At 44.7% G+C, this 19,069-nt stretch carries 19 protein-coding genes and 1 pseudogene; 2 read left to right on the forward strand and 18 right to left on the reverse strand.

Annotated elements, in window-relative coordinates:
- Positions 1–61 precede the first annotated feature (61 nt).
- From MOB98_RS01470 to sppA, 13 genes and pseudogenes are all read right to left on the reverse strand, one after another.
- The gene (locus MOB98_RS01470; protein WP_268358972.1) at positions 62–829 is read right to left on the reverse strand and encodes an SDR family oxidoreductase; all 768 of its coding nucleotides are present in this window, start codon (positions 827–829) and stop codon (positions 62–64) included.
- A gap of 126 nt (positions 830–955) precedes the next feature.
- Positions 956–1,087 carry a hypothetical protein gene (locus tag MOB98_RS01475; RefSeq protein WP_003237840.1) on the reverse strand — a complete coding sequence of 44 codons (132 nt, stop codon included), beginning with the start codon at positions 1,085–1,087 and terminating at the stop codon, positions 956–958.
- 65 nt (positions 1,088–1,152) lie between these two features.
- On the reverse strand, positions 1,153–2,538 hold the full coding sequence (gene argH / locus MOB98_RS01480) for an argininosuccinate lyase (protein WP_268358970.1): 1,386 nt from the start codon (positions 2,536–2,538) through the stop codon (positions 1,153–1,155).
- The gene (locus MOB98_RS01485; protein ID WP_268358969.1) at positions 2,535–3,746 is read right to left on the reverse strand and encodes an argininosuccinate synthase; all 1,212 of its coding nucleotides are present in this window, start codon (positions 3,744–3,746) and stop codon (positions 2,535–2,537) included. The genes argH and MOB98_RS01485 overlap by 4 nt, the downstream gene beginning before the upstream one ends.
- Positions 3,747–3,916: 170 nt before the next feature.
- Positions 3,917–4,429: a MogA/MoaB family molybdenum cofactor biosynthesis protein gene (locus MOB98_RS01490; protein WP_268358967.1), complete on the reverse strand. Its 513-nt coding sequence runs from the start codon at positions 4,427–4,429 to the stop codon at positions 3,917–3,919.
- Between the two features lie 82 nt (positions 4,430–4,511).
- Positions 4,512–5,699 carry an acetate kinase gene (locus tag MOB98_RS01495; protein ID WP_003223511.1) on the reverse strand — a complete coding sequence of 396 codons (1,188 nt, stop codon included), beginning with the start codon at positions 5,697–5,699 and terminating at the stop codon, positions 4,512–4,514.
- Positions 5,700–5,879: 180 nt separating this feature from the next.
- Positions 5,880–5,972: pseudogene (locus MOB98_RS01500) on the reverse strand (hypothetical protein); the annotation flags it as partial.
- Positions 5,973–6,044: 72 nt separating this feature from the next.
- Positions 6,045–7,031, reverse strand: coding sequence for a class I SAM-dependent methyltransferase (locus MOB98_RS01505; protein WP_268358964.1), 987 nt, complete (start codon positions 7,029–7,031; stop codon positions 6,045–6,047).
- Between the two features lie 60 nt (positions 7,032–7,091).
- Positions 7,092–7,595, reverse strand: a complete 504-nt coding sequence (tpx, locus tag MOB98_RS01510; protein WP_003223506.1) for a thiol peroxidase — start codon at positions 7,593–7,595, stop codon at positions 7,092–7,094.
- 108 nt (positions 7,596–7,703) lie between these two features.
- Positions 7,704–8,159: a GerW family sporulation protein gene (gene ytfJ, locus MOB98_RS01515; protein ID WP_003223504.1), complete on the reverse strand. Its 456-nt coding sequence runs from the start codon at positions 8,157–8,159 to the stop codon at positions 7,704–7,706.
- Positions 8,160–8,172: 13 nt separating this feature from the next.
- A complete protein-coding gene (locus MOB98_RS01520) occupies positions 8,173–8,853 on the reverse strand; it encodes a DUF2953 domain-containing protein (RefSeq protein ID WP_268358963.1) in 681 nt (226 codons plus the stop codon).
- A 74-nt stretch (positions 8,854–8,927) separates the two neighbouring features.
- Positions 8,928–9,422 carry an RDD family protein gene (locus tag MOB98_RS01525; protein ID WP_268358962.1) on the reverse strand — a complete coding sequence of 165 codons (495 nt, stop codon included), beginning with the start codon at positions 9,420–9,422 and terminating at the stop codon, positions 8,928–8,930.
- Positions 9,423–9,434: 12 nt separating this feature from the next.
- Positions 9,435–10,442 (reverse strand): signal peptide peptidase SppA, encoded by a 1,008-nt coding sequence (sppA, locus tag MOB98_RS01530; protein ID WP_268358961.1) that lies wholly within the window; start codon positions 10,440–10,442, stop codon positions 9,435–9,437.
- Between the two features lie 186 nt (positions 10,443–10,628).
- On the opposite strand from sppA, the gene MOB98_RS01535 reads away from it, so the two are divergent.
- Positions 10,629–11,432: an NAD kinase gene (locus tag MOB98_RS01535; protein WP_268358959.1), complete on the forward strand. Its 804-nt coding sequence runs from the start codon at positions 10,629–10,631 to the stop codon at positions 11,430–11,432.
- A 35-nt stretch (positions 11,433–11,467) separates the two neighbouring features.
- On the opposite strand, the gene MOB98_RS01540 is transcribed toward MOB98_RS01535, so the two are convergent.
- The 5 genes from MOB98_RS01540 to MOB98_RS01560 all read right to left on the reverse strand — a co-directional run bounded on the left by MOB98_RS01540 (position 11,468) and on the right by MOB98_RS01560 (position 17,499).
- Positions 11,468–13,054, reverse strand: a complete 1,587-nt coding sequence (locus tag MOB98_RS01540; RefSeq protein ID WP_268358958.1) for an amidohydrolase — start codon at positions 13,052–13,054, stop codon at positions 11,468–11,470.
- 19 nt (positions 13,055–13,073) lie between these two features.
- Positions 13,074–14,663 (reverse strand): acyl-CoA synthetase MbcS, encoded by a 1,590-nt coding sequence (gene mbcS / locus MOB98_RS01545; protein ID WP_268358957.1) that lies wholly within the window; start codon positions 14,661–14,663, stop codon positions 13,074–13,076.
- Between the two features lie 180 nt (positions 14,664–14,843).
- Entirely contained in the window at positions 14,844–15,053 is a 210-nt protein-coding gene (gene sspA, locus MOB98_RS01550; protein WP_003223491.1) for an alpha type acid-soluble spore protein SspA, read from the reverse strand.
- 91 nt (positions 15,054–15,144) lie between these two features.
- Positions 15,145–16,350 carry a tRNA uracil 4-sulfurtransferase ThiI gene (gene thiI, locus MOB98_RS01555; protein ID WP_268358955.1) on the reverse strand — a complete coding sequence of 402 codons (1,206 nt, stop codon included), beginning with the start codon at positions 16,348–16,350 and terminating at the stop codon, positions 15,145–15,147.
- A 3-nt stretch (positions 16,351–16,353) separates the two neighbouring features.
- Entirely contained in the window at positions 16,354–17,499 is a 1,146-nt protein-coding gene (locus tag MOB98_RS01560; protein ID WP_268358953.1) for a cysteine desulfurase family protein, read from the reverse strand.
- A 193-nt stretch (positions 17,500–17,692) separates the two neighbouring features.
- Between MOB98_RS01560 and brnQ the strand changes: the two genes are divergently transcribed.
- A complete protein-coding gene (gene brnQ, locus MOB98_RS01565) occupies positions 17,693–19,030 on the forward strand; it encodes a branched-chain amino acid transport system II carrier protein (RefSeq protein ID WP_268362427.1) in 1,338 nt (445 codons plus the stop codon).
- The last annotated feature ends 39 nt before the right edge of the window (positions 19,031–19,069 follow it).

The raw sequence follows: 19,069 nt of genomic DNA on the forward strand, positions 1-19,069 counted from the left end.
TCTTTCACCTCGTCACATGATTTTGATTTTTTTATTTTCCCTTTTTAAAAAACTGAAAAACTTATGTTGCTTGATTCTTGTTAATGACATTGAGGCCGCCGGTGGCTTCAATGACAGTGCCTGTCACAAGGTCTGAGTTCTCCTCACACAAGAAAGCGATAATCCGGGCGATATCCTCGCCTGTGCCGGATCTTCCGATCGGCGTTTTTTCTTGGCCGATTCGCATTCTGGCTTCCTCTATCGATGCTTCTTTCATGTCGCCGACAATGTCTCCCGGGCACACCATGTTGGCGGTTATGCCGTATTCAGCTTCTTCAATGGCAATGGTCTTCGTCAAAGAAGCCAAGCCCACCTTCGCAGCGCCAAATGCCGATCTGTGAAGCCAGCCGGGCGCGTGCGCCGCGCCTTGAAATCCGTACGTGATGATGCGTCCAAATTGCTGTTTTCTCATAATAGGAATAACCGCTTTGAATAAATGAAAGACGGCGCTTAAATTCCCTTCCAGCATACCGTACCATTCATCATCAGTATAATCGGCTAACTTTTTACGTTCAAATATGTATGGTCCCGCGTTGTTAATCAAAAAGTCGATCCTACCGAAGCGGTTTAAGGCAGCCTCTGCAATGCGCAGCAGATCTTCTTTTTTGGTGACATCACCTTTTACAAAATGCAGCCGGTCAAGACAATCAGGAAAGGCTTCCTTCAGGCGTCTGACAGCCTCCTCATCCTGCCTGTAATTGACTGTAACTGAATACCCCTTTGCAAGCAACGTCTCAGTCACTTTGCGGCCTAAACCCTTCGAACCGGCAGTAATTAAAGCATGTCGCACATGAATACCTCCCAAAGCAACGTCGCCGCTTTCAATAAAGTGTTTCTTCTTCTACTTTACTATAAAAGCCCATCAATATCACTTTTTACACTTGGACATACAAAAAAAGCTGCCTTTACAGACAGCTTATTCTGCAGAAGACGAAGACTCCTGATCAGGCATATCAACATAACCGCTTTGATATGCTTCAGAAATGAGCCTTGTTGTCTCCTGGCTTTCTTGTTCATCATATATATAGCGTTCCGGTTCTTTTTTCATTTCTTCTGCCTCCCATCATTATAGAGGTAGGTTGGCTATAATGACGGGATTTTATGAAGGAAATTTTAACAAACTCCGGCTGCCACGCAAGCTTTCGCTTTTTCAAGCGCCTGCTCCACTTGTTTGAATCCGGTGCCTCCGGCGCTCATTCTTTTTTCAACTGCGTGATAAGGGTCTAACACAGTGTAAATATCTTCTTCGAACAGTGTGCTCGCCTGCTGAAATTCAGCAAACGGCAAATCGCTTAAATAGATCCCTTTTTCGATACATGTGTACACAAGTTTCCCGACTACTTCATGCGCTTCTCTGAACGGCATTCCTTTTTTCGCCAGATAATCAGCCAGTTCCGTCGCATTTGAAAAGTCTTGTTTTGTCGCTTTCTTCATGACCTCTTTGTTTACAGTCATTGTTTGAATCATGCCTGTGAAGATTTGCAGGCTGCCCTCAACCGTTTTCACTGTGTCAAACATGCCCTCTTTATCTTCCTGCAGATCTTTGTTGTAAGCGAGCGGAAGACCTTTCATAATCGTAAACAGTCCCATCATATCGCCATAAACGCGTCCTGTTTTGCCCCGGATCAGCTCTGCCATATCAGGGTTTTTCTTCTGCGGCATCATGCTGCTTCCCGTTGCGTACGTATCGTCAAGTTCGATGAATTTAAACTCCTGAGAGCACCATAGAATGATTTCTTCAGAGAAACGGGACAGGTGCATCATCAGCATGCTGCTGTTGCTTAAAAACTCCAAAATGAAATCTCTGTCGCTGACGCCGTCCAGGCTGTTCTCATAAATGGAATCAAAACCGAGCAGCTCTGCTGAATAATGACGGTCGATTGGAAAGGTTGTTCCCGCGAGCGCCCCGCAGCCAAGCGGAGATTTGTTGATCCGCTTCATTGAATCCTGAAAACGCTCCTTGTCGCGCTCCAGCATCCAGAAATACGCAAGCAGGTGGTGAGCGAATGAAATCGGCTGGGCGCGCTGCAGATGTGTGTAGCCCGGCAGAATCGTTTCAACGTTCGCTTCCGCCTTTTCGATCAGCGTGCTCTGGAATGCCTCAATCAGCTCGATGATGTGGACGACATGATGTTTCAAGTATAAATGCATGTCTGTCGCCACTTGGTCGTTCCGGCTTCTGCCGGTATGCAGCTTGCCGCCGAGAGGGCCGATTTCATCAATAAGCATTTTCTCAATGTTCAAATGAATATCCTCATAATCAACTGAGAATTCCAATGCCCCCTTCTCTGCTTTTTTCAGAAGGGTATTCAGTCCCTCACGGATTTTCAGTTCTTCTTCCGCTGTCAGGATACCGCATGTTTTCAGCATGGCAGCATGTGCGAGAGACCCTGTAATATCTTCAGTGACTAAATTTTGGTCAAATGATATGGACGCGCCGAACTCGTCGACCCACTTTTCCGGTGTTTTTTGAAATCGGCCTCCCCAAAGCTTCTTCATGCTTGAATCTGCTCCTTCTTTTTCACGATGCTGTTCACTTTTGTCGGAAGTCCCCAAAGCTCAATAAATCCGATTGCCGCATGGTGATCAAACGCATCGTCTTTTGTATATGTTGCAAGTTTTTCATCATATAGAGAGTATTCTGATTTACGGCCTTCAACTATCGCATGGCCTTTAAACAGCTTCACGCGGACAATGCCTGTGACATGCTTTTGCGTTTCTTTTAAGAAAGCGTGCAGCGCGTCTTTTAATGGGGAAAACCATAGGCCGTTATAAATGATTTCTGACATTTTTTGCTCAATGATCGGTTTAAAATGAGCTACCTCTTTCACCAGTGTTAAATCCTCTAATTCTTTATGCGCTTTGATCAGTGTCATCGCACCTGGGCATTCGTATACTTCCCGGGATTTAATGCCGACAAGGCGGTTTTCCACGTGGTCGATACGTCCGACACCGTGTGCGCCTGCCATTTCATTCAGCTTCAAAATCAATTCAGAAAGCGAGTAGGATACTCCGTCAATGGAGACCGGAACACCCTGTTCAAATGCAATTTCAATTACTTCCGGCGTGTCCGGCGTTTTTTCCAGCGGAGCTGTTAAATCGTATGCACCTTCCGGAGGCGCCGCCCATGGATCTTCTAAAATGCCGCACTCATTTGCGCGTCCCCAGAGGTTTTGGTCAATAGAATACGGGCTGTCAAGATTGATCGGAATCGGAATGCCGCGGCTAGCCGCATATTCAATTTCTTCTTCACGTGACCACTGCCATTCGCGTACCGGCGCGATGACTTCAAGGTCAGGGTTTAATGATTTAATGGAGACTTCAAACCGAACCTGGTCATTTCCTTTTCCCGTGCATCCGTGCGCAATCGCCTGTGCATCTTCTTTTTCCGCAATTTCAACCAGTTTTTTCGCAATCAGCGGTCGAGATAATGCCGAAACGAGCGGATATTTCCCTTCATACATCGTGTGGGCTTGCAGAGAGACAAGCGCGTAATCCTGTGCGAATTCTTCTTTCGCATCGATCACGTAGGAGTTTGTCGCGCCGACTTCCAGCGCTTTCTGCTGAACAAATGCCAAATCTTTGCCTTCACCGACGTCCAGGCAGCAGGCGATCACATTATAGCCTTGCTCCTGAAGCCATTTTATTGCAACTGAGGTATCGAGACCTCCTGAGTATGCTAATACGACTTTTTTCTGTTCTGACATCATAAAAATCTCCTCTCAACCGTGTTTCTTTTTTGTATAAAAATAAATTATATTTAATAAAAATACATTTTGTATGTATACACTTTAACAAGTACGATTCTTTTTTTCAAGCCTTTTATAAAAAAAACTTCACCTAAATTTCCAGGTGAAGTTTCGTAGTTTTTATTCATTTACTTGTCTTTTCTGATTTCTCTGACCACATGTGCAAGCTCGGGAATAACCAGCTTATTCATTGCCAGCTTTACCGCGCCGCTTGAGCCTGGCGTTGAGAAAACAGCTGTATGCTGGATAACGCCGGCAGTGGCTCTCGACATGATCGCGGCAGAGCCGATATCCTCTGTATAACTCAGCATTCTGAATATTTCTCCAAACCCAGGCAGTTCTTTCGAAAAGAGCGGCGTGATGGCCTCGATCGTGACGTCTCGATTGGCTATGCCTGTCCCTCCGTTTAAGAGAACCGCATCTGTCTGTTCATCCATGCAGCCTGCAAGCACTGCCCGCTGCAAAGCATCCTTATCGTCTTTTACAATTTCATATGCAGCAATGTGATGACCGGCTTCTTCTAAAAACGAGATCATCAGCTTGCCGCTTTTATCGGTTTCTTCTGTCCTCGTGTCGCTGACTGTAATGACTTTGCACCGAATGATATTGGGAGCTTCCTGTTTATGCTCTTGAACGCTCATTGGCCCACCTCTTTTGTTTTCTGTCTATGATGATCATGCATCAACAAAAAAGCACATTCAAGAGAATGTGCTTTCATGCAATTTATTTTGCTAAACGGACAACGTCACGCGCAATCATGACCTCTTCATCAGTCGGAATGATCATGACTTTAACTGGAGAATGCGGATAGCTGATAAAAGCTTCCTCACCGCGCACGTTATTAAGTGCAGGATCCCAGTATACGCCCATGAATTCCAGGCCGCGAAGCACGCGTTCTCTGACTTCCACACTGTTTTCACCGATACCGGCAGTAAAGATGATCGCATCAACGCCGCTCATTCTTGCAGCGTACGAGCCGATGTATTTGTGGATTCTGCTTGCGAAGACTTCAAGAGCCGTTTCCGCGCGCTCATTTCCTTCTTTCGTTGCTTCAACAATGTCACGAAGATCGCTTGAGAAACCGGAGATGCCGAGCAGTCCGCTTTTTTTGTTTAATGTATTCAGCACTTCATCAGCTGTCTGGCCTGTTTTCTCCATGATGTATGGGATCAGGGCAGGATCGATGTTTCCAGAGCGTGTACCCATTGCAACACCGGCAAGCGGCGTAAAGCCCATGGATGTATCAATTGATTTACCGCCTTCAACAGCAGCAATACTTGCCCCGTTTCCAAGGTGGCAGGAAATCAGGCGTAAGTCTTTTAACGGACGGCCGAGAAGCTCTGCCGCGCGCTCAGTTACATATTTATGTGAAGTGCCGTGGAAGCCGTATTTACGGATGCCGAATTTTTCATAGTATTCATATGGCAGGCTGTAGAGATAAGACTGTTCAGGCATTGTTTGGTGGAATGCCGTATCAAAAACAGCAACCGCAGGAACATTTGGAAGCACTTCTTTGAACGCTTTAATTCCAACGATATTTGCCGGGTTGTGAAGCGGTGCCAACTCAGAAATATCTTCGATTTCCTTAATGGTTTCATCCGTTAATAAAACAGAATCACTGAATTTCTCTCCGCCATGCACGACACGGTGGCCAATTCCGTCAATTTCATTCAAATCTTTAATAATGCCGAATTCCGTTAACTTATTCAGCAGCATTTTAACGGCTACCGCATGATCCGGAATATCAGTTACTTCTGTATTTTTTTCGCCGTTTACAGAAATCGTGAATACACTGTCGGCGATACCGATTCGTTCAACTAAACCCTTCGTTAAAACGGTTTCTGAAGGCATTTCGAAAAGCTGAAATTTCAAAGACGAGCTTCCTGCGTTAATTGCAATAATTTTGGACATGATTGACGCTCCTTTATACTCTGTATCAACAACTTCGTTTTTCGTACTTTTTTCCCGGAAATATCATTATCTTCTCCGAAAAATATCTGACTTTTCCATTTAAACATTGTCATGTCGGCATTTCAAGTCAACTTGTGTATTGATAACGCTTACAATAAGAAGTCGTTATTTTCAGACATATTACCTATAGGTTTTGTATTGATGAACGCTTACATTTTGCGGTTTTTCCCTTTGTATTTTGTGTCTCAAAGGCGGATTCAATTCGTCAGCCTGATCTTCAAGCACCATCATAAAAACAGCTTAAGCATCCATCGTATGACGGCGGCCTAAGCTGCTATTTACCATCTATTTTTCTTTACTGAACCACGTATCCAATTGAGCCATCATATCAAGCATCGCCTTCTGATTGGAGAAAGACGGGAGATTCGCAAGCAGGATTTGCCCCGGTGCTTTCGTCTCCTCTCCTTTTTTCTGAAGCACAAGGATGCTTTTGGCATGAGCCTCGTCTTTAAAAATGGATTGTGGCAGCTGCAACAGCGCATTGATATGAACCTTATCTTTGAAAAACTGTTTCAGCTTATCACTTTGGGAGCTCTCAAACAAATGATTCGGAATCATAAAAAATAAGTAGCCGCCCGGTTTGGTATGCTTGACGCTCTGTTCAATAAACAGATGATGCGCGAAGGAGTGGCCTTCGTCCGCTTTGAGTTCAAATGCTTCTGCCCCTTCGTCATTCGGATAATAACCCACCGGCAGATCGCAAATGACCGTATCAACAGGATCAATAAACAGCGGCTCAAGGCTGTCCTGATGGAAAAGCTCAAGCTCTTTTTTTAACAAATTTGCTTGGGCATATGCGATCTTCAGCAGCACGTCGTCAATTTCGATGCCATAGCTGTTCGCCGTTTTTTCAGACAGCTGGTTCAGCACGGTAAACAGAAGGTTTCCTGTGCCCACAGCCGGATCAAGAACCGTCAGTTCCTTTTTGTCCGCCATAAACTTATTCACCAAATAGCTGATGAAAAGCCCAATCGTGTCCGGCGTCATTTGTCTGTTCGGATGAGAGATATCCTTCAGGCCTTTCAGGACGGCAAGCTGAAAAGCTTTGCGCACCCACTCGTGCTCATATGTGCTGAATTCCGCTTTGTCAAGCAGAGCCTGAAGCTGTTTGGTTTTCTCATCAGACAGTTTCAGCTGATCCGCTTTTTCAAGAAAATACATTTCTCCCGCTTCGGCCAGCGCCTCTATATATGAAATCTGCAATTCATTCTTTATGATGATCGCGGCTTCGTCTAACAGCTCGTACACCGCGCCTACATGGTCTTTTTGCATTCTGTGTTCCTCCTTGCCATAAAAAAAGCTCCGGCGGCAGCCTGGAGCTTTTTTCCCTGCTTACTTCACTAATGCCTTGGCAGCCTCAATTGGCTTTTCATAGTTCGGGTGGTTTGTTGCTTCGCTTACATATTCAGCGTAAACGACTTTTCCATTCTCATCAAGGACAAATACGGAACGCGCCAGCAGGCGAAGTTCTTTAATATACACTCCGAACGCTTCGCCAAATGACATATCTCTGTGGTCAGAGAGCGTCTCCACTTTGTCAATTCCGTTAGCACCGCACCAGCGCGCTTGTGCGAATGGAAGGTCTGCACTGATTGTATAGACGTTGACATCTCCAAGCTTTGCAGCTTCTTCGTTAAAACGGCGTGTTTGCGCATCACATACACCTGTGTCAATTGAAGGGATAACAGAAATAATCGTTACCTTTCCTTTCATATCAGCTAACGATTTTTCTTCAAGGCTGTTAGTCAGCACTGTGAAATCAGGAGCTTGATCTCCTACCTTCACTTCTTGTCCGACAAGTGTAACCGGACCGCCTTTAAATGTAATTTCAGCCATTATAATTCCTCCCTTTTGTATGTATGTCTCTATCATAGTAAAGTTTCCTGCAAACTGCAAAGTTTATGCCAAAAAAAAGTTAACTGCGGCCGGCGCAGTTAACCTTGATTAATAATTCATATTGTTCATTTGATTTTGGTTTTGTCCCTGACCTTGGTTCTTGTTATTTTTCTTGAACATTTGCTGGATGCGTTCAAGGGTTTGAGGGGCTGCGTCTAAAATTTTTTCAATCAAATGGGTATTTTCATCTAAATGAAGCATTCTGATGCCTGTCGATCCGACAATTAAAAACGCGATCGGCGTAATGGACACACCGCCCCCGCTTCCGCCTCCGAAAGGAAGTTTTTGCTCTCTTGTTTCATCGTCTTCCGATTTCTTTTCTGCCGGCTTTCCGCCAAACTCGCTCCCGCCTGCAGCGAATCCGAAACCAACCTTAGAAACGGTTAAAATCACGCTTCCATCCGGCGTTTCAACCGGATCTCCGATGATCGTGTTAACATCAATCATTTCTTTCAAGTTTTCCATTGCGGTTTTCATTAAACCTTGGATGGGATGGTCTGCCATATTCGCTTCCTCCTTAAACTGATGAATCATTCTTTGAAGTCATTCGAGACGATGGATTCTTCTTTAATACGGACAGCTCCCGCCCGTATTTAACGAATTTGAAAGCTGCAAGCATAGCATGTCCAAAGCGAAAAAAGAATATACACTGAAAATGGGTCTTGGAGACAGGGACTTGGAACGATGGAATTACTTCATAGACGGGTTTATTCATGAAGTCCAGATGATCATACAGCATCGCAGCGATACCGCCTTTCACACCCCATACAGCACCTGTTAACACGCCTGTCACTGCTGCATCATGAATCCCGACAACTGTGACCCATTCGAGCTTTGTGATATGCAAATGCGCCAGAATAGAGGCGCTGGTTTTCCTTAAATTAGTAACCCGATGCACAAGCATCTCAATTTTATTGATGCTTTGCTGCACATCATCAAACGTAATTTTTTTCTTGCTGCTGCTTTTTTTCACTTTGGACTTTGATTTCTGTTTGACATCGACTGTTCCATCATTTTTGTTTACCTTAATCGCCGGAATTGTTTTATTGACCCGGATCAGGCCAAACAGCGCTGTGACTTTTAAGGTCAGTTTGTCGTTATCATCAGCGTGAAGATACTCTACTGCGACATAAATTTTCATTCTGAGAAGCAGCACGATACCTATAAGAATAAGAATGGCAATCAGCACATATACCATATTCTTCACTTCCTCTAGGTGCATTATCGCCAATTCCTAAAAAAATAAACCCGGACAGGGTCCGGGTTTGTCGGTTATTTACGGTATAGTTTTTCATGCACAACTGTCGTATCAGCAATGTAATCATGAATTCCCTGCTTTGTAGGTGAAAAAGCAACGACGATATATAAAATCCATATTTTATCAATATACCGTCCAACGACTTCACGAAAAATCACGGTCCCCCATGTCAGCTTACGATCCGGCTTCACAGAAATCACTTTGAGGCCAAACACCATTTTTCCAAGCGTTTGCCTGAAGCATTTTGTCATAATCGCAAAATAGGCAAGGTACACAACAAGCGTTGTCACACTGTAGGCCGAGAAGGTGAACATGCCGGATGTTTTCGGCAGATCCAATACGGTAAAGAGGGGAGAAACAAGTAAATGGTTTAATCCCCATATCACGAGCCAATCAAGCAGGAAAGCCCAGAAACGAACCCAAAAGCCCGCATAGGCATGTGTCAGCTGCTCCGCTTCTTCCGGGCCCTTGATGTCATTGCGCTCAAACTCTTCATATGTCGCATCCATTATTGATCCCTCCTACTTCGCATAGAGATACATCATTCTCGGCGAACCAGATTGTGAAAGGATTTCTCTCATATTCAGAAAATCGATTTCACTTTTAAACATTTTGTTCGCGCCCATTGTAAACAGTGAGCCTAAACCGAAGCTTTCCTCGTATGAAATAACTGAGGCGTTTTTCAAATCCTTATGATCCTTCTTCATTGCTGTAATGGTATCGTCATAAAAACCAAGCTCATCAACGAGATTCAGTTTTTTCGCCTGCCGTCCGTCATACACGCGTCCGTCCGCTATTTTCTTAACCTCTGCTTTTGACATGCCGCGGCCTTCAGAAATAACATCAACAAAGCCTTCATAAGAATGATCAACCATCGATTGCATGATGTTCTTTTCTTCTTTTGTCATCTCACGGGAAGGAGACATAATATCCTTATGTGCCCCGCTCTTAATCGTTTCAAAAGAAATGCCGAGCTTATCAGCAAGTTTTGAATAATTGACACTTTCCATAATAACGCCGAGTGACCCGGTCAGGGTTTCCGGTGTCGCAAAAATCTTATCAGCTGCCGTTGAGATGTAATAACCGCCGGATGCTGCCATCGATCCCATCGACACGTAAATCGGTTTTTTCGTTTCTTTCTTGATTTCTTCCAGCTTCTTATGTATTTCAGCACTTTCATATACTCCGCCGCCTGGCGAATTCACCTTCAGGACGATGCCTTTGACTGCCTTATCATCTTTTGCACGCTCAAGGTTTTTTAAGAACGTTCTGTGATTATATCCGTCTGAACCGAGCAGACTGCTTGAATCCCCATTATCCTGAATGGTGCCGCTGACCTCCAATACGGCAATTTTACTTGAGAGACTGCCGTTTTCCAGCGTCTTTTCCTGCGATTCATCCGTCAGTGATGTGAGATCCGTTTGAGCGCCTTTGACACTTTCAAAGAAGCTCATTGAGATGCTGACGATGATGGACACGCCGAAAATCCCCAGAGCAATCACTAATGCAATCCATCTTTTTGCATTCATTTTTTCTCCTCCTTTTTCCCCAAACTCTCTCATTATACGATTCAATATAAAAAATGTTTCAATTAATGAGAAAGCTCCGGCTTAACGGGCTGCCGGCAAACATGGTACACTTATGGCCAAAGGTATTTTATCACAAATACCGGATGGCAGAAAAACTTAAATATGACAGCAAAGGGGAAATGGGATATGACCGATCAACGCCGTAATGTTTATTTTTTTCACAAACAGGACCAGGAAACAAACGAAGAAGCCAGCTCTTTAACACAATTGGCTGAAGAGCATGGATTTACCGTAGTGAATCAGCACTCAGACGCCAATATTATCGCGAGCATTGGCGGGGACGGCACATTTTTGCAGGCAGTCAGAAAGACGAATTTCCGTGACGACTGCTTGTACGTCGGCATTACCAAAAAGGGGAAAGCTCATTTATATTGCGACTTTCATAGTGATGAGCGTGAAAAAATGGTCGATGCGATGACGTTTGAACAAATTGAAGTTAGAAAATATCCGCTGATTGAAGTGACTGTGGATAACGCCAGTCCTTTTCACTGCTTAAACGAGGTTTCCATCCGTTCAAGCATTATTAAAACCTTTGTAATGGATGTGCTGATTGACGATCTGCACTTTGAAACATTTAGAGGTGACGGAATGATTATCTCAACACCTACCGGCAGCACCGCATATAACAAGTCCGTTGCAGGAGCGGTTGTTGATCCGCTGCTTCCATGCATGCAAGTATCTGAGCTTGCATCCCTTAACAATAACACCTACCGGACACTCGGCTCGCCATTTGTCCTCAGCGCTGACCGAAAGCTGACCCTTCGAGTGGTGCAAGACGGCAATGAGCATCCAATCATCGGCTTGGACAACGAAGCCCTCAGTACAAGAAACGTAAAAACGATTGAAATTAAACTGTCTGACAAAAAAATCAAAACGGTTAAACTAAAGGACAATTCATTTTGGGAGAAAGTGAAGCGTACTTTTTTATAGAAAATAAAAAGGACAGGCTGCCGCCTGTCCTTTTGTTATTTCTCATATACAATCTGGCCGTTGATCACGGTTTTTTTGACGTCTAATAGATGAAGCTGTGCAGGGTCAATTGTAAACGGATCATCGCTGAGAACCGTAAAATCCGCGTCATAGCCTTCGGCAATTTTTCCGCGTGACTTCGCTTTATAAATGATTCCGGCGCTTCCCTCAGTATAAAGCCTAATCGCTTCATACACAGTTAAACATTCGCTTTCATTATAGCTCGGCCCGGTCGGCTCGTTGCTGCTTTTCCGGAGCACCGCGGACTGGATGCCGAGAAGCGGATCAACTGGCTCAATCGGGGCGTCAGAACCGCCCGCGCACAAAATGCCTTTAGATATCAGTGTTTTCCACGCAAAGGCTGTGTTCATCCTGTCTTTTCCGAGACGGTCAATGACCCACGGAAAATCGCTGGCAACAAAATGAGGCTGAAGATCAAGTGCGATTGGCATGCGCGCTGCTTTTTCGATTAATTCGTCATTCAGCACTTGGGCATGAATCAGCCGGTCATGCCGGCCGTTTTGGGGCGGATGCTTCTCTATTGCATTCAGCACTTTTTCAAATGCAAGATCGCCGATTGCATGAACGGCAATCTCCATGCCTTTTTTTCTCGCTTTTTGAACGAGCCGGTCAAGGGCTTCGTCATCGTGTACTTGAACACCATTCGTGGATGGATCGTCCTGATATGGCTCTTTCAATAATGCTGTTCTCCCGCCAAGCGCCCCGTCTGCAAAGATTTTCATCGCACCGAACTCTACATACGGGCCGGACGGCTTCTCCAGCTGCTCCCATCGATCGACCGCTTCGTGATGAACGAGCAAATGACAGCGAAACGGATATTTTCCGCTGGCGGCAGCTTTCTCATAAGCCTTCATCGGCACCGACACATCACCATAATAGGATAAGTCTTCCGAATGTCCGCCCGTCAGGCCTTTAGTCCAGCAATCCTTTATCGCAGCCGTAAGCGCCTTATCAACGTAGTGCTGGGAGACTGGCGGGACAGCCTTCAGGACCAAATCCTGCGCCTTATCAAACAGAAGCCCGGACGGCTCGCCATTTGCCTCTTTTACGATGACTCCGCCCTCAGGATCAGGAGTGTTCCGTGAAATCCCTGCCGCTTGAAGAGCAGCAGAGTTGACGGCTATCGCATGCCTGCATATTCGCTTGAGCAAGACAGGCCTGTCGGGAAAGAAACGATCAAGATCCTGTTTAGTCAAATAGTCCGGTATCTCAAACTGATTTTCATTCCAGCCCTCTCCAATAAGCCAATCGCCTTCCGGAAGCAGCCGCTCTCTTTCCTTCGCTGCCTGTAAAATAGCGTCTTTCGTCGTCAAAGCAGACAGGTCGAGCTGAAGCTGTTTCTCACCGTGGCCGATCAAATGCAAATGGCTGTCGACAAATCCGGGAAACATCACTGCTCCGTTCAGGCTGATTTCTTCTGTTTCCGGGGACCCGTACTTTTTCTTCAGACTCTCAAAGCTGCCGGTGCCTTTTATGACACCATCCTCAACATAAACTGCCTCTGTCCGGTCGCCTTCTTCGAGCATCGTATAAATGAAACCGCCATGCCATATCGCCTTCATTCACATTCACTCTCTTTCTCTACGCCTTTTTGTTGGCTTTGAGCTGTTCTTCTCGTTTTCTTAATTCCACTCGTCTGATTTTTGCAGAAGCCGTTTTCGGCAGGCTTTCCACAAATTCAATCTCTCTAGGATATTTGTACGGAGCGGTAATGGTCTTCACATGATTTTGCAGCGTTTTGACAAGCTCATCACTGCGTTTATCGTGGTCTTGCAGGACAACATATGCCTTCACGATGGAGCCTCGAATTTCATCTGGGCTTGCGACAACAGCACATTCCTTAACCTCAGGGTGCTTCACGAGCGCATCTTCCACTTCGAATGGCCCAATCGTGTAGCCGGAGCTGATAATGATATCGTCATTTCGGCTTTCAAACCAGAAGTAACCTTCCTCATCCTTTTTCGCTCTGTCCCCTGTCAGGAAATAATCGCCGCGAATTTGTGTTTTCATTCTTTCCGGGTCTTTGTAATATTCTTTAAAGAGCGCCGGCGTGCTGAGGTGAACAGCGATATCGCCAACCTCACCAGGCTTGCAGATTTCACCGTCTTCATTAATGATCTCCACTTGATTTCCAGGCGTCGGTTTTCCCATGCTTCCCGGTTTAATATCCATATCCTTCAAGACACCGACTAAAAGCGTGCTTTCTGTTTGGCCGTATCCATCCCGCACCTTAAGGCCAAAGTGTTTTTGGAAAACATCAATGACTTCACGATTGAGCGGCTCGCCTGCGGAAACGGCGCTGTGCAGGGCAGAAAGATCATAACGGTCCAAACCTTCGACTTTCGCCATTAAGCGGTATTCCGTCGGCGTACAGCAGAAGACATTGATTTTGTACCGGTTTAAAAGTTCTAAATATTTTTCTGCTTTGAATCTGCCGTGGTACACAAAACCCGTTGCTCCGCTGCCAAGCACCGCTAAAAACGGGCTCCACACCCACTTTTGCCACCCTGGTGCAGCAGTCGCCCAGACGATATCCTTTTCAGAAATATCAAGCCAAGCGCCGGCAGATGTTTTTAAATGAGCAAATGCCCAACCGTGTGTATGTACAACACCTTTAGGCTGACCTGTTGTTCCGGATGTATAAGATAAGAAGGCCATATCCTCTCTTGTTGTGTCTGCTGTTTGGAATTGGCTTCCATCCGCTTGAATCGATAAGAGATTTTTCCAGCCGGCATCGTTTTCTCCAATAGAGAGCTTAATCAGTTTGTCAGCGGTACTGACATCACGGAAAGCGCCGATAAATGCAGAATAGACGACAGCGCCTTTCACTTCGGCATGTTCAATCCGGTATTCAAGATCTTTCGCGCGAAGCATTTCAGAGCATGGGATGACAACCATTCCTGATTTCAGGATCGCCAAATAAACAGCATAGGCTTCAAGCACCCGAGGAACCATTACAATCAGCTTGTCCCCCTTTTTAAATCCAAGGTCAGCCAAAGCCGCTCCAATTTTATTTGTTTCTTCCATCAGCTTTTCATATGACCAAGATTCTTGCTTGCCTGACTCATCCTCCCATAAAAGGGCAGTTTTTTGTCCAGCGGCACTGAACTTTTCCATTTCATTTACTAAATTATATTGCATAGGGGCGATTAAATCTTCTCGTTTTAACACGAACAACTCCTCACTTTCTCCACCCATTATACATAAATACAGGCTCTTTCCGTAAGGATATGCCTAAAACCAAGCTCCGTAAACCTAGGATTTTATAGGCCGCTGGTCCTTTTTTATCTATATAAAATGAAAAAGAGTGGGGAAAAACCCCACTCCTAAGCCATTATGTGAAATTGTAAATTAGAATTGTCCTCCGCCCATGTTTTGTTGAGCAAAAGATACAAGACGTTTTGTGATCTCTCCTCCAACAGAACCGTTAGCGCGAGAAGTTGTGTCTGCTCCAAGGTTTACACCAAATTCAGAAGCGATTTCTAATTTCATTTGGTCGATAGCTTGAGCAGCTCCTGGTACTAAAAGGTTGTTGCTGTTACCTGAGTTATTGTTAGCCATGTGTCTCACCTCCTTGTGAGTATAGAATGTGTTAAAACACATGGCTTCATTCAAAAAAACGTTGGTAATTGTATACAGGAGCCGGAGCTATTTAAAAAAGTTCTGCAAATTTATCGTTTGCTTCTTGATCACTATAAAGCGTCATTGTTTCAATGTTATCAACCGCTTCCTGAATATACGGCTCAAAGTCAACAAAGCTTTCAAAGTGTTCGATTTTTTCTTTTTTAGGGCGCGTTTTCGGACTTGGCGGCGTAAAGATTGTGCAGCAGTCTTCAAACGGCTGAATGCTTGTCTCATATGTGCCGATTTCTCGTGATTTCTCGATGATTTCTGTTTTATCCATGGCGATTAACGGACGCAAAATCGGTGTTGATGTTACCGCATTAATTGCATACATGCTTTCAAGCGTTTGGCTCGCTACCTGACCGAGGCTTTCTCCCGTAATGATGGCAAGCCCGTTTCTTTTTTCTCTGATTCTGTCGGCAATTTGAAGCATGAGGCGGCGGGTTGCCGTCATTGTGTAGTTCTCAGGTATTTGTTTTTGAATGAGCTCTTGCGTTTTCGTAAACGGAACGATATGAAGCGTCATGCTTCCCCCAAAGCGGGACAGGCATTTTGCCAGATCCATTACCTTTTGCTTTGCGCGCTCGCTTGTGTATGGCGGGCTGAAGAAATGAACAGCTTCTACCGACAATCCCCGTTTCATCGCATAAAAACCGGCTACAGGGCTGTCAAAACCGCCGGAAAGCATCAGCATCGCTCTGCCTGCTGAACCAACAGGCAGGCCTCCCGCACCCTTTTCATCGCGAATCGTCAAAAAGGTTGCTTCCTCCCTGATTTCAATTCTGAGCGCGATGTCTGGGTTACGGACATCGACCGTTAATCCTTCTGTATGTCTCAAAATATGGCCGCCGATTTCAGCGTTCATTTGATTTGTATCTAATTCAAATTGTTTATACGCTCTCTTCGTCGCAACTTTAAACGTATCGCCAGGCTGATACTGATCCTTGATGGCCTGGAGCGCTGTTGCCTTAATATCATCAAGGCGGCTGTCACACTTAATCGCCAGGCTGAAGCTTTGAATGCCAAATACCTGTTTTAAATGAGGAAAAAGAGCCTCCGGATCTTGTCCATTTAATGTAATCGTCATGCGGTCCCGGTTGGAAAAATATTTTAAGTTCGGATAGTCTTTCAGGACGAGTCTGACGTTTTGTTTTAAGCGCTCAATAAAGCTTTTTCTGTTTTTGCCTTTGGTCGATATTTCCCCAAAACGAATTAATATATGATCGTAATTCATGTTCTACCTCATCATTTTCTTTAATTTTTTGATGCCAGGACGGAGCGCGTTCATAAACGGTTCTGCCACATCGCTTGTCTGGCTGTAGTTTAAGCTGATTCTGATACTGCTTCCGGCAATCTGCTCTCCCTTGCCCATCTGTAAAAGAACTTTGCTGGGCTTGTGTTCTTTTGCCGAGCAGGCCGATGTTGTTGAGACGAAAATATCCTGTTCCTCAAGCATGTGCAAAAGCACCTCTGCTTTAATCCCGGGAACAGAGAAATTAATAATGTGCGGCGCACTATTTAGTTGAGGCGTGTTGACAACGACACCTTCAGTTTCACTCAGCCTCTTCATGAACAATTCTTTTGCGGCAGCCATTGTGTCAAGCCGGGTCTCAAAATCAGCTGCGGCAAGGTTAATGGCTTTGGCAAGTGAAACCGCACCCGCAGTATGTTCCGTTCCGGCCCGTATGCCCTTTTGCTGAGAGCCCCCCGTTATCAGGGGGATAAGGCGAGTTCCTTCTTTTACAAAAAGCGCCCCTGTTCCCTTCAGCCCGTGAAATTTATGCCCGGAAATCGAACACAGGTCAATGCCTGCTTTTTCAATTGCCAAAGGCACTTTATAGATGCCCTGCACATAATCGACGTGAAACAAAATATTCGGGTGCTGCTTCAGCATGTCCCCTGCCTCTTCAATCGGCTGTACGGAACCGACTTCATTGTTCACATGCATCATGCTGACAAGCACGGTATCAGGACGGATGGCATTTTTTAATTCTTCTATTGAAACAAATCCGTCTTCGTTCACTGAAAGATAAGTGACCTCAAACCCGAACAGCTCTGTCAGCTGTTCTAACGATTCCGTAACGGACGGGTGCTCAATAGAAGTGGTAATGATATGTTTGCCTGTTTTTATTTTAGACAAAGCCGCTCCTTTTAAAGCTGCATTATTGGCTTCAGTGGCGCCTGACGTAAATACAATATCATATTTTTTGAGCCCTAAGGCCCTTTTGATTTGATTTTTGGCTGCCTGAAGCAGCTGTTCCGTTTCGGCTCCATATCGGTGTAAAGATGAAGGATTGCCAAAATACCGGCTGCTTGTCTGTTCATACACGTTCAAGACTTCATCATAAGGCTTCGTCGTTGAACTATTATCTAAATATATCATCTAACTTACTCCTTTATGAAAGCGGTACAAGGTATGATATTTATGTTACCATAGCAAAATTTAATAGAAAATTACGAAAAACTAGTATTGACTTCTAATTTTTTTACCATATAATAAGATTTGTTCATTTCGTCATATTATCTGACAATTAATTGACAGAATATTTTAACATAATTATTAGGAGGATTTTTTCATGAAACACTCACTGCCTGTCAAAGATACCATTATTATTGGTTTCATGCTATTTGCGTTATTCTTTGGAGCAGGGAATATGATTTATCCGCCGGAACTTGGACAAGCAGCCGGACACAACGTCTGGAAGGCCATCGGCGGATTTTTATTGACCGGAGTAGGCCTGCCGCTTCTCGGTATTATCGCCATCGCATTAACCGGCAAGGACGCTAAGGGACTTGCTGATAAAGCACACCCTGTTTTCGGCACAGTTTTTACTGTCGTGCTTTATTTATCAATCGGCCCATTATTTGCCATTCCGAGAACAGGAACTGTTTCATATGAAATCGGCGCTGTTCCGTTTTTGACTGGCGTTCCGGAAAGACTTTCTTTATTTGTATTTACACTTATTTTTTTCGGCATTACGTACTATTTAGCCTTAAACCCATCCAAGGTTGTGGATCGAGTCGGAAAAATTCTTACTCCAATCAAATTCACGATTATTTTAGTGATTGTACTTAAAGCTATTTTCACACCGATGGGCGGATTGGGTGCAGTTACAGAAGCATATAAAGGAACACCGGTATTTAAAGGATTTTTAGAAGGCTACAAAACAATGGATGCACTTGCTTCTATCGTATTTGGCGTTGTTGTTGTAAATGCTGTAAAAAGCAAAGGCGTTACACAGTCTAAAGCTCTTGCCGCAGCATGTATTAAAGCGGGTGTGATTGCAGCTTTAGGCCTGACATTCATTTATGTATCCCTTGCATACCTGGGTGCAACAAGTACGAACGCCATCGGTCCTGTCGGCGAAGGTGCTAAAATTTTATCAGCGTCTTCTCATTATCTATTCGGTTCATTAGGCAACATCGTACTCGGATCAGCGATTACAGTCGCATGTTTAACAACAAGCATCGGACTTGTCACTTCTTGCGGCCAGTATTTTTCAAAGCTCATCCCGGCATTATCATATAAAATTGTCGTTACAATTGTCACGTTATTCAGCTTGATCATTGCGAATTTCGGACTCGCGCAAATTATCGCGTTTTCTGTTCCTATTTTATCAGCAATCTATCCGCTTGCCATTGTCATTATTGTTCTTTCATTTATTGATAAGCTCTTTAAGGAAAGACGTGAAGTGTATATCGCATGCTTGATCGGTACAGGATTATTCAGTATTTTAGACGGCATCAAAGCAGCCGGCTTTTCACTTGGATCTTTAGATGTATTTCTAAGTGCGAACCTTCCTCTTTACAGCCTCGGAATCGGCTGGGTGCTTCCGGGAATCGTCGGAGCGGTAATCGGCTATGTGCTGACCTTATTCATCGGCCCATCCAAACAGCTTAACGAAATAAGTTAATGTCACAGACGCCTGCGTTATTGCGCAGGCGTTTTGCAA

It is taken from the genome of Bacillus sp. N13C7 (genome assembly GCF_026790065.1).
Classification (GTDB): Bacteria; Bacillota; Bacilli; order Bacillales; family Bacillaceae; genus Bacillus.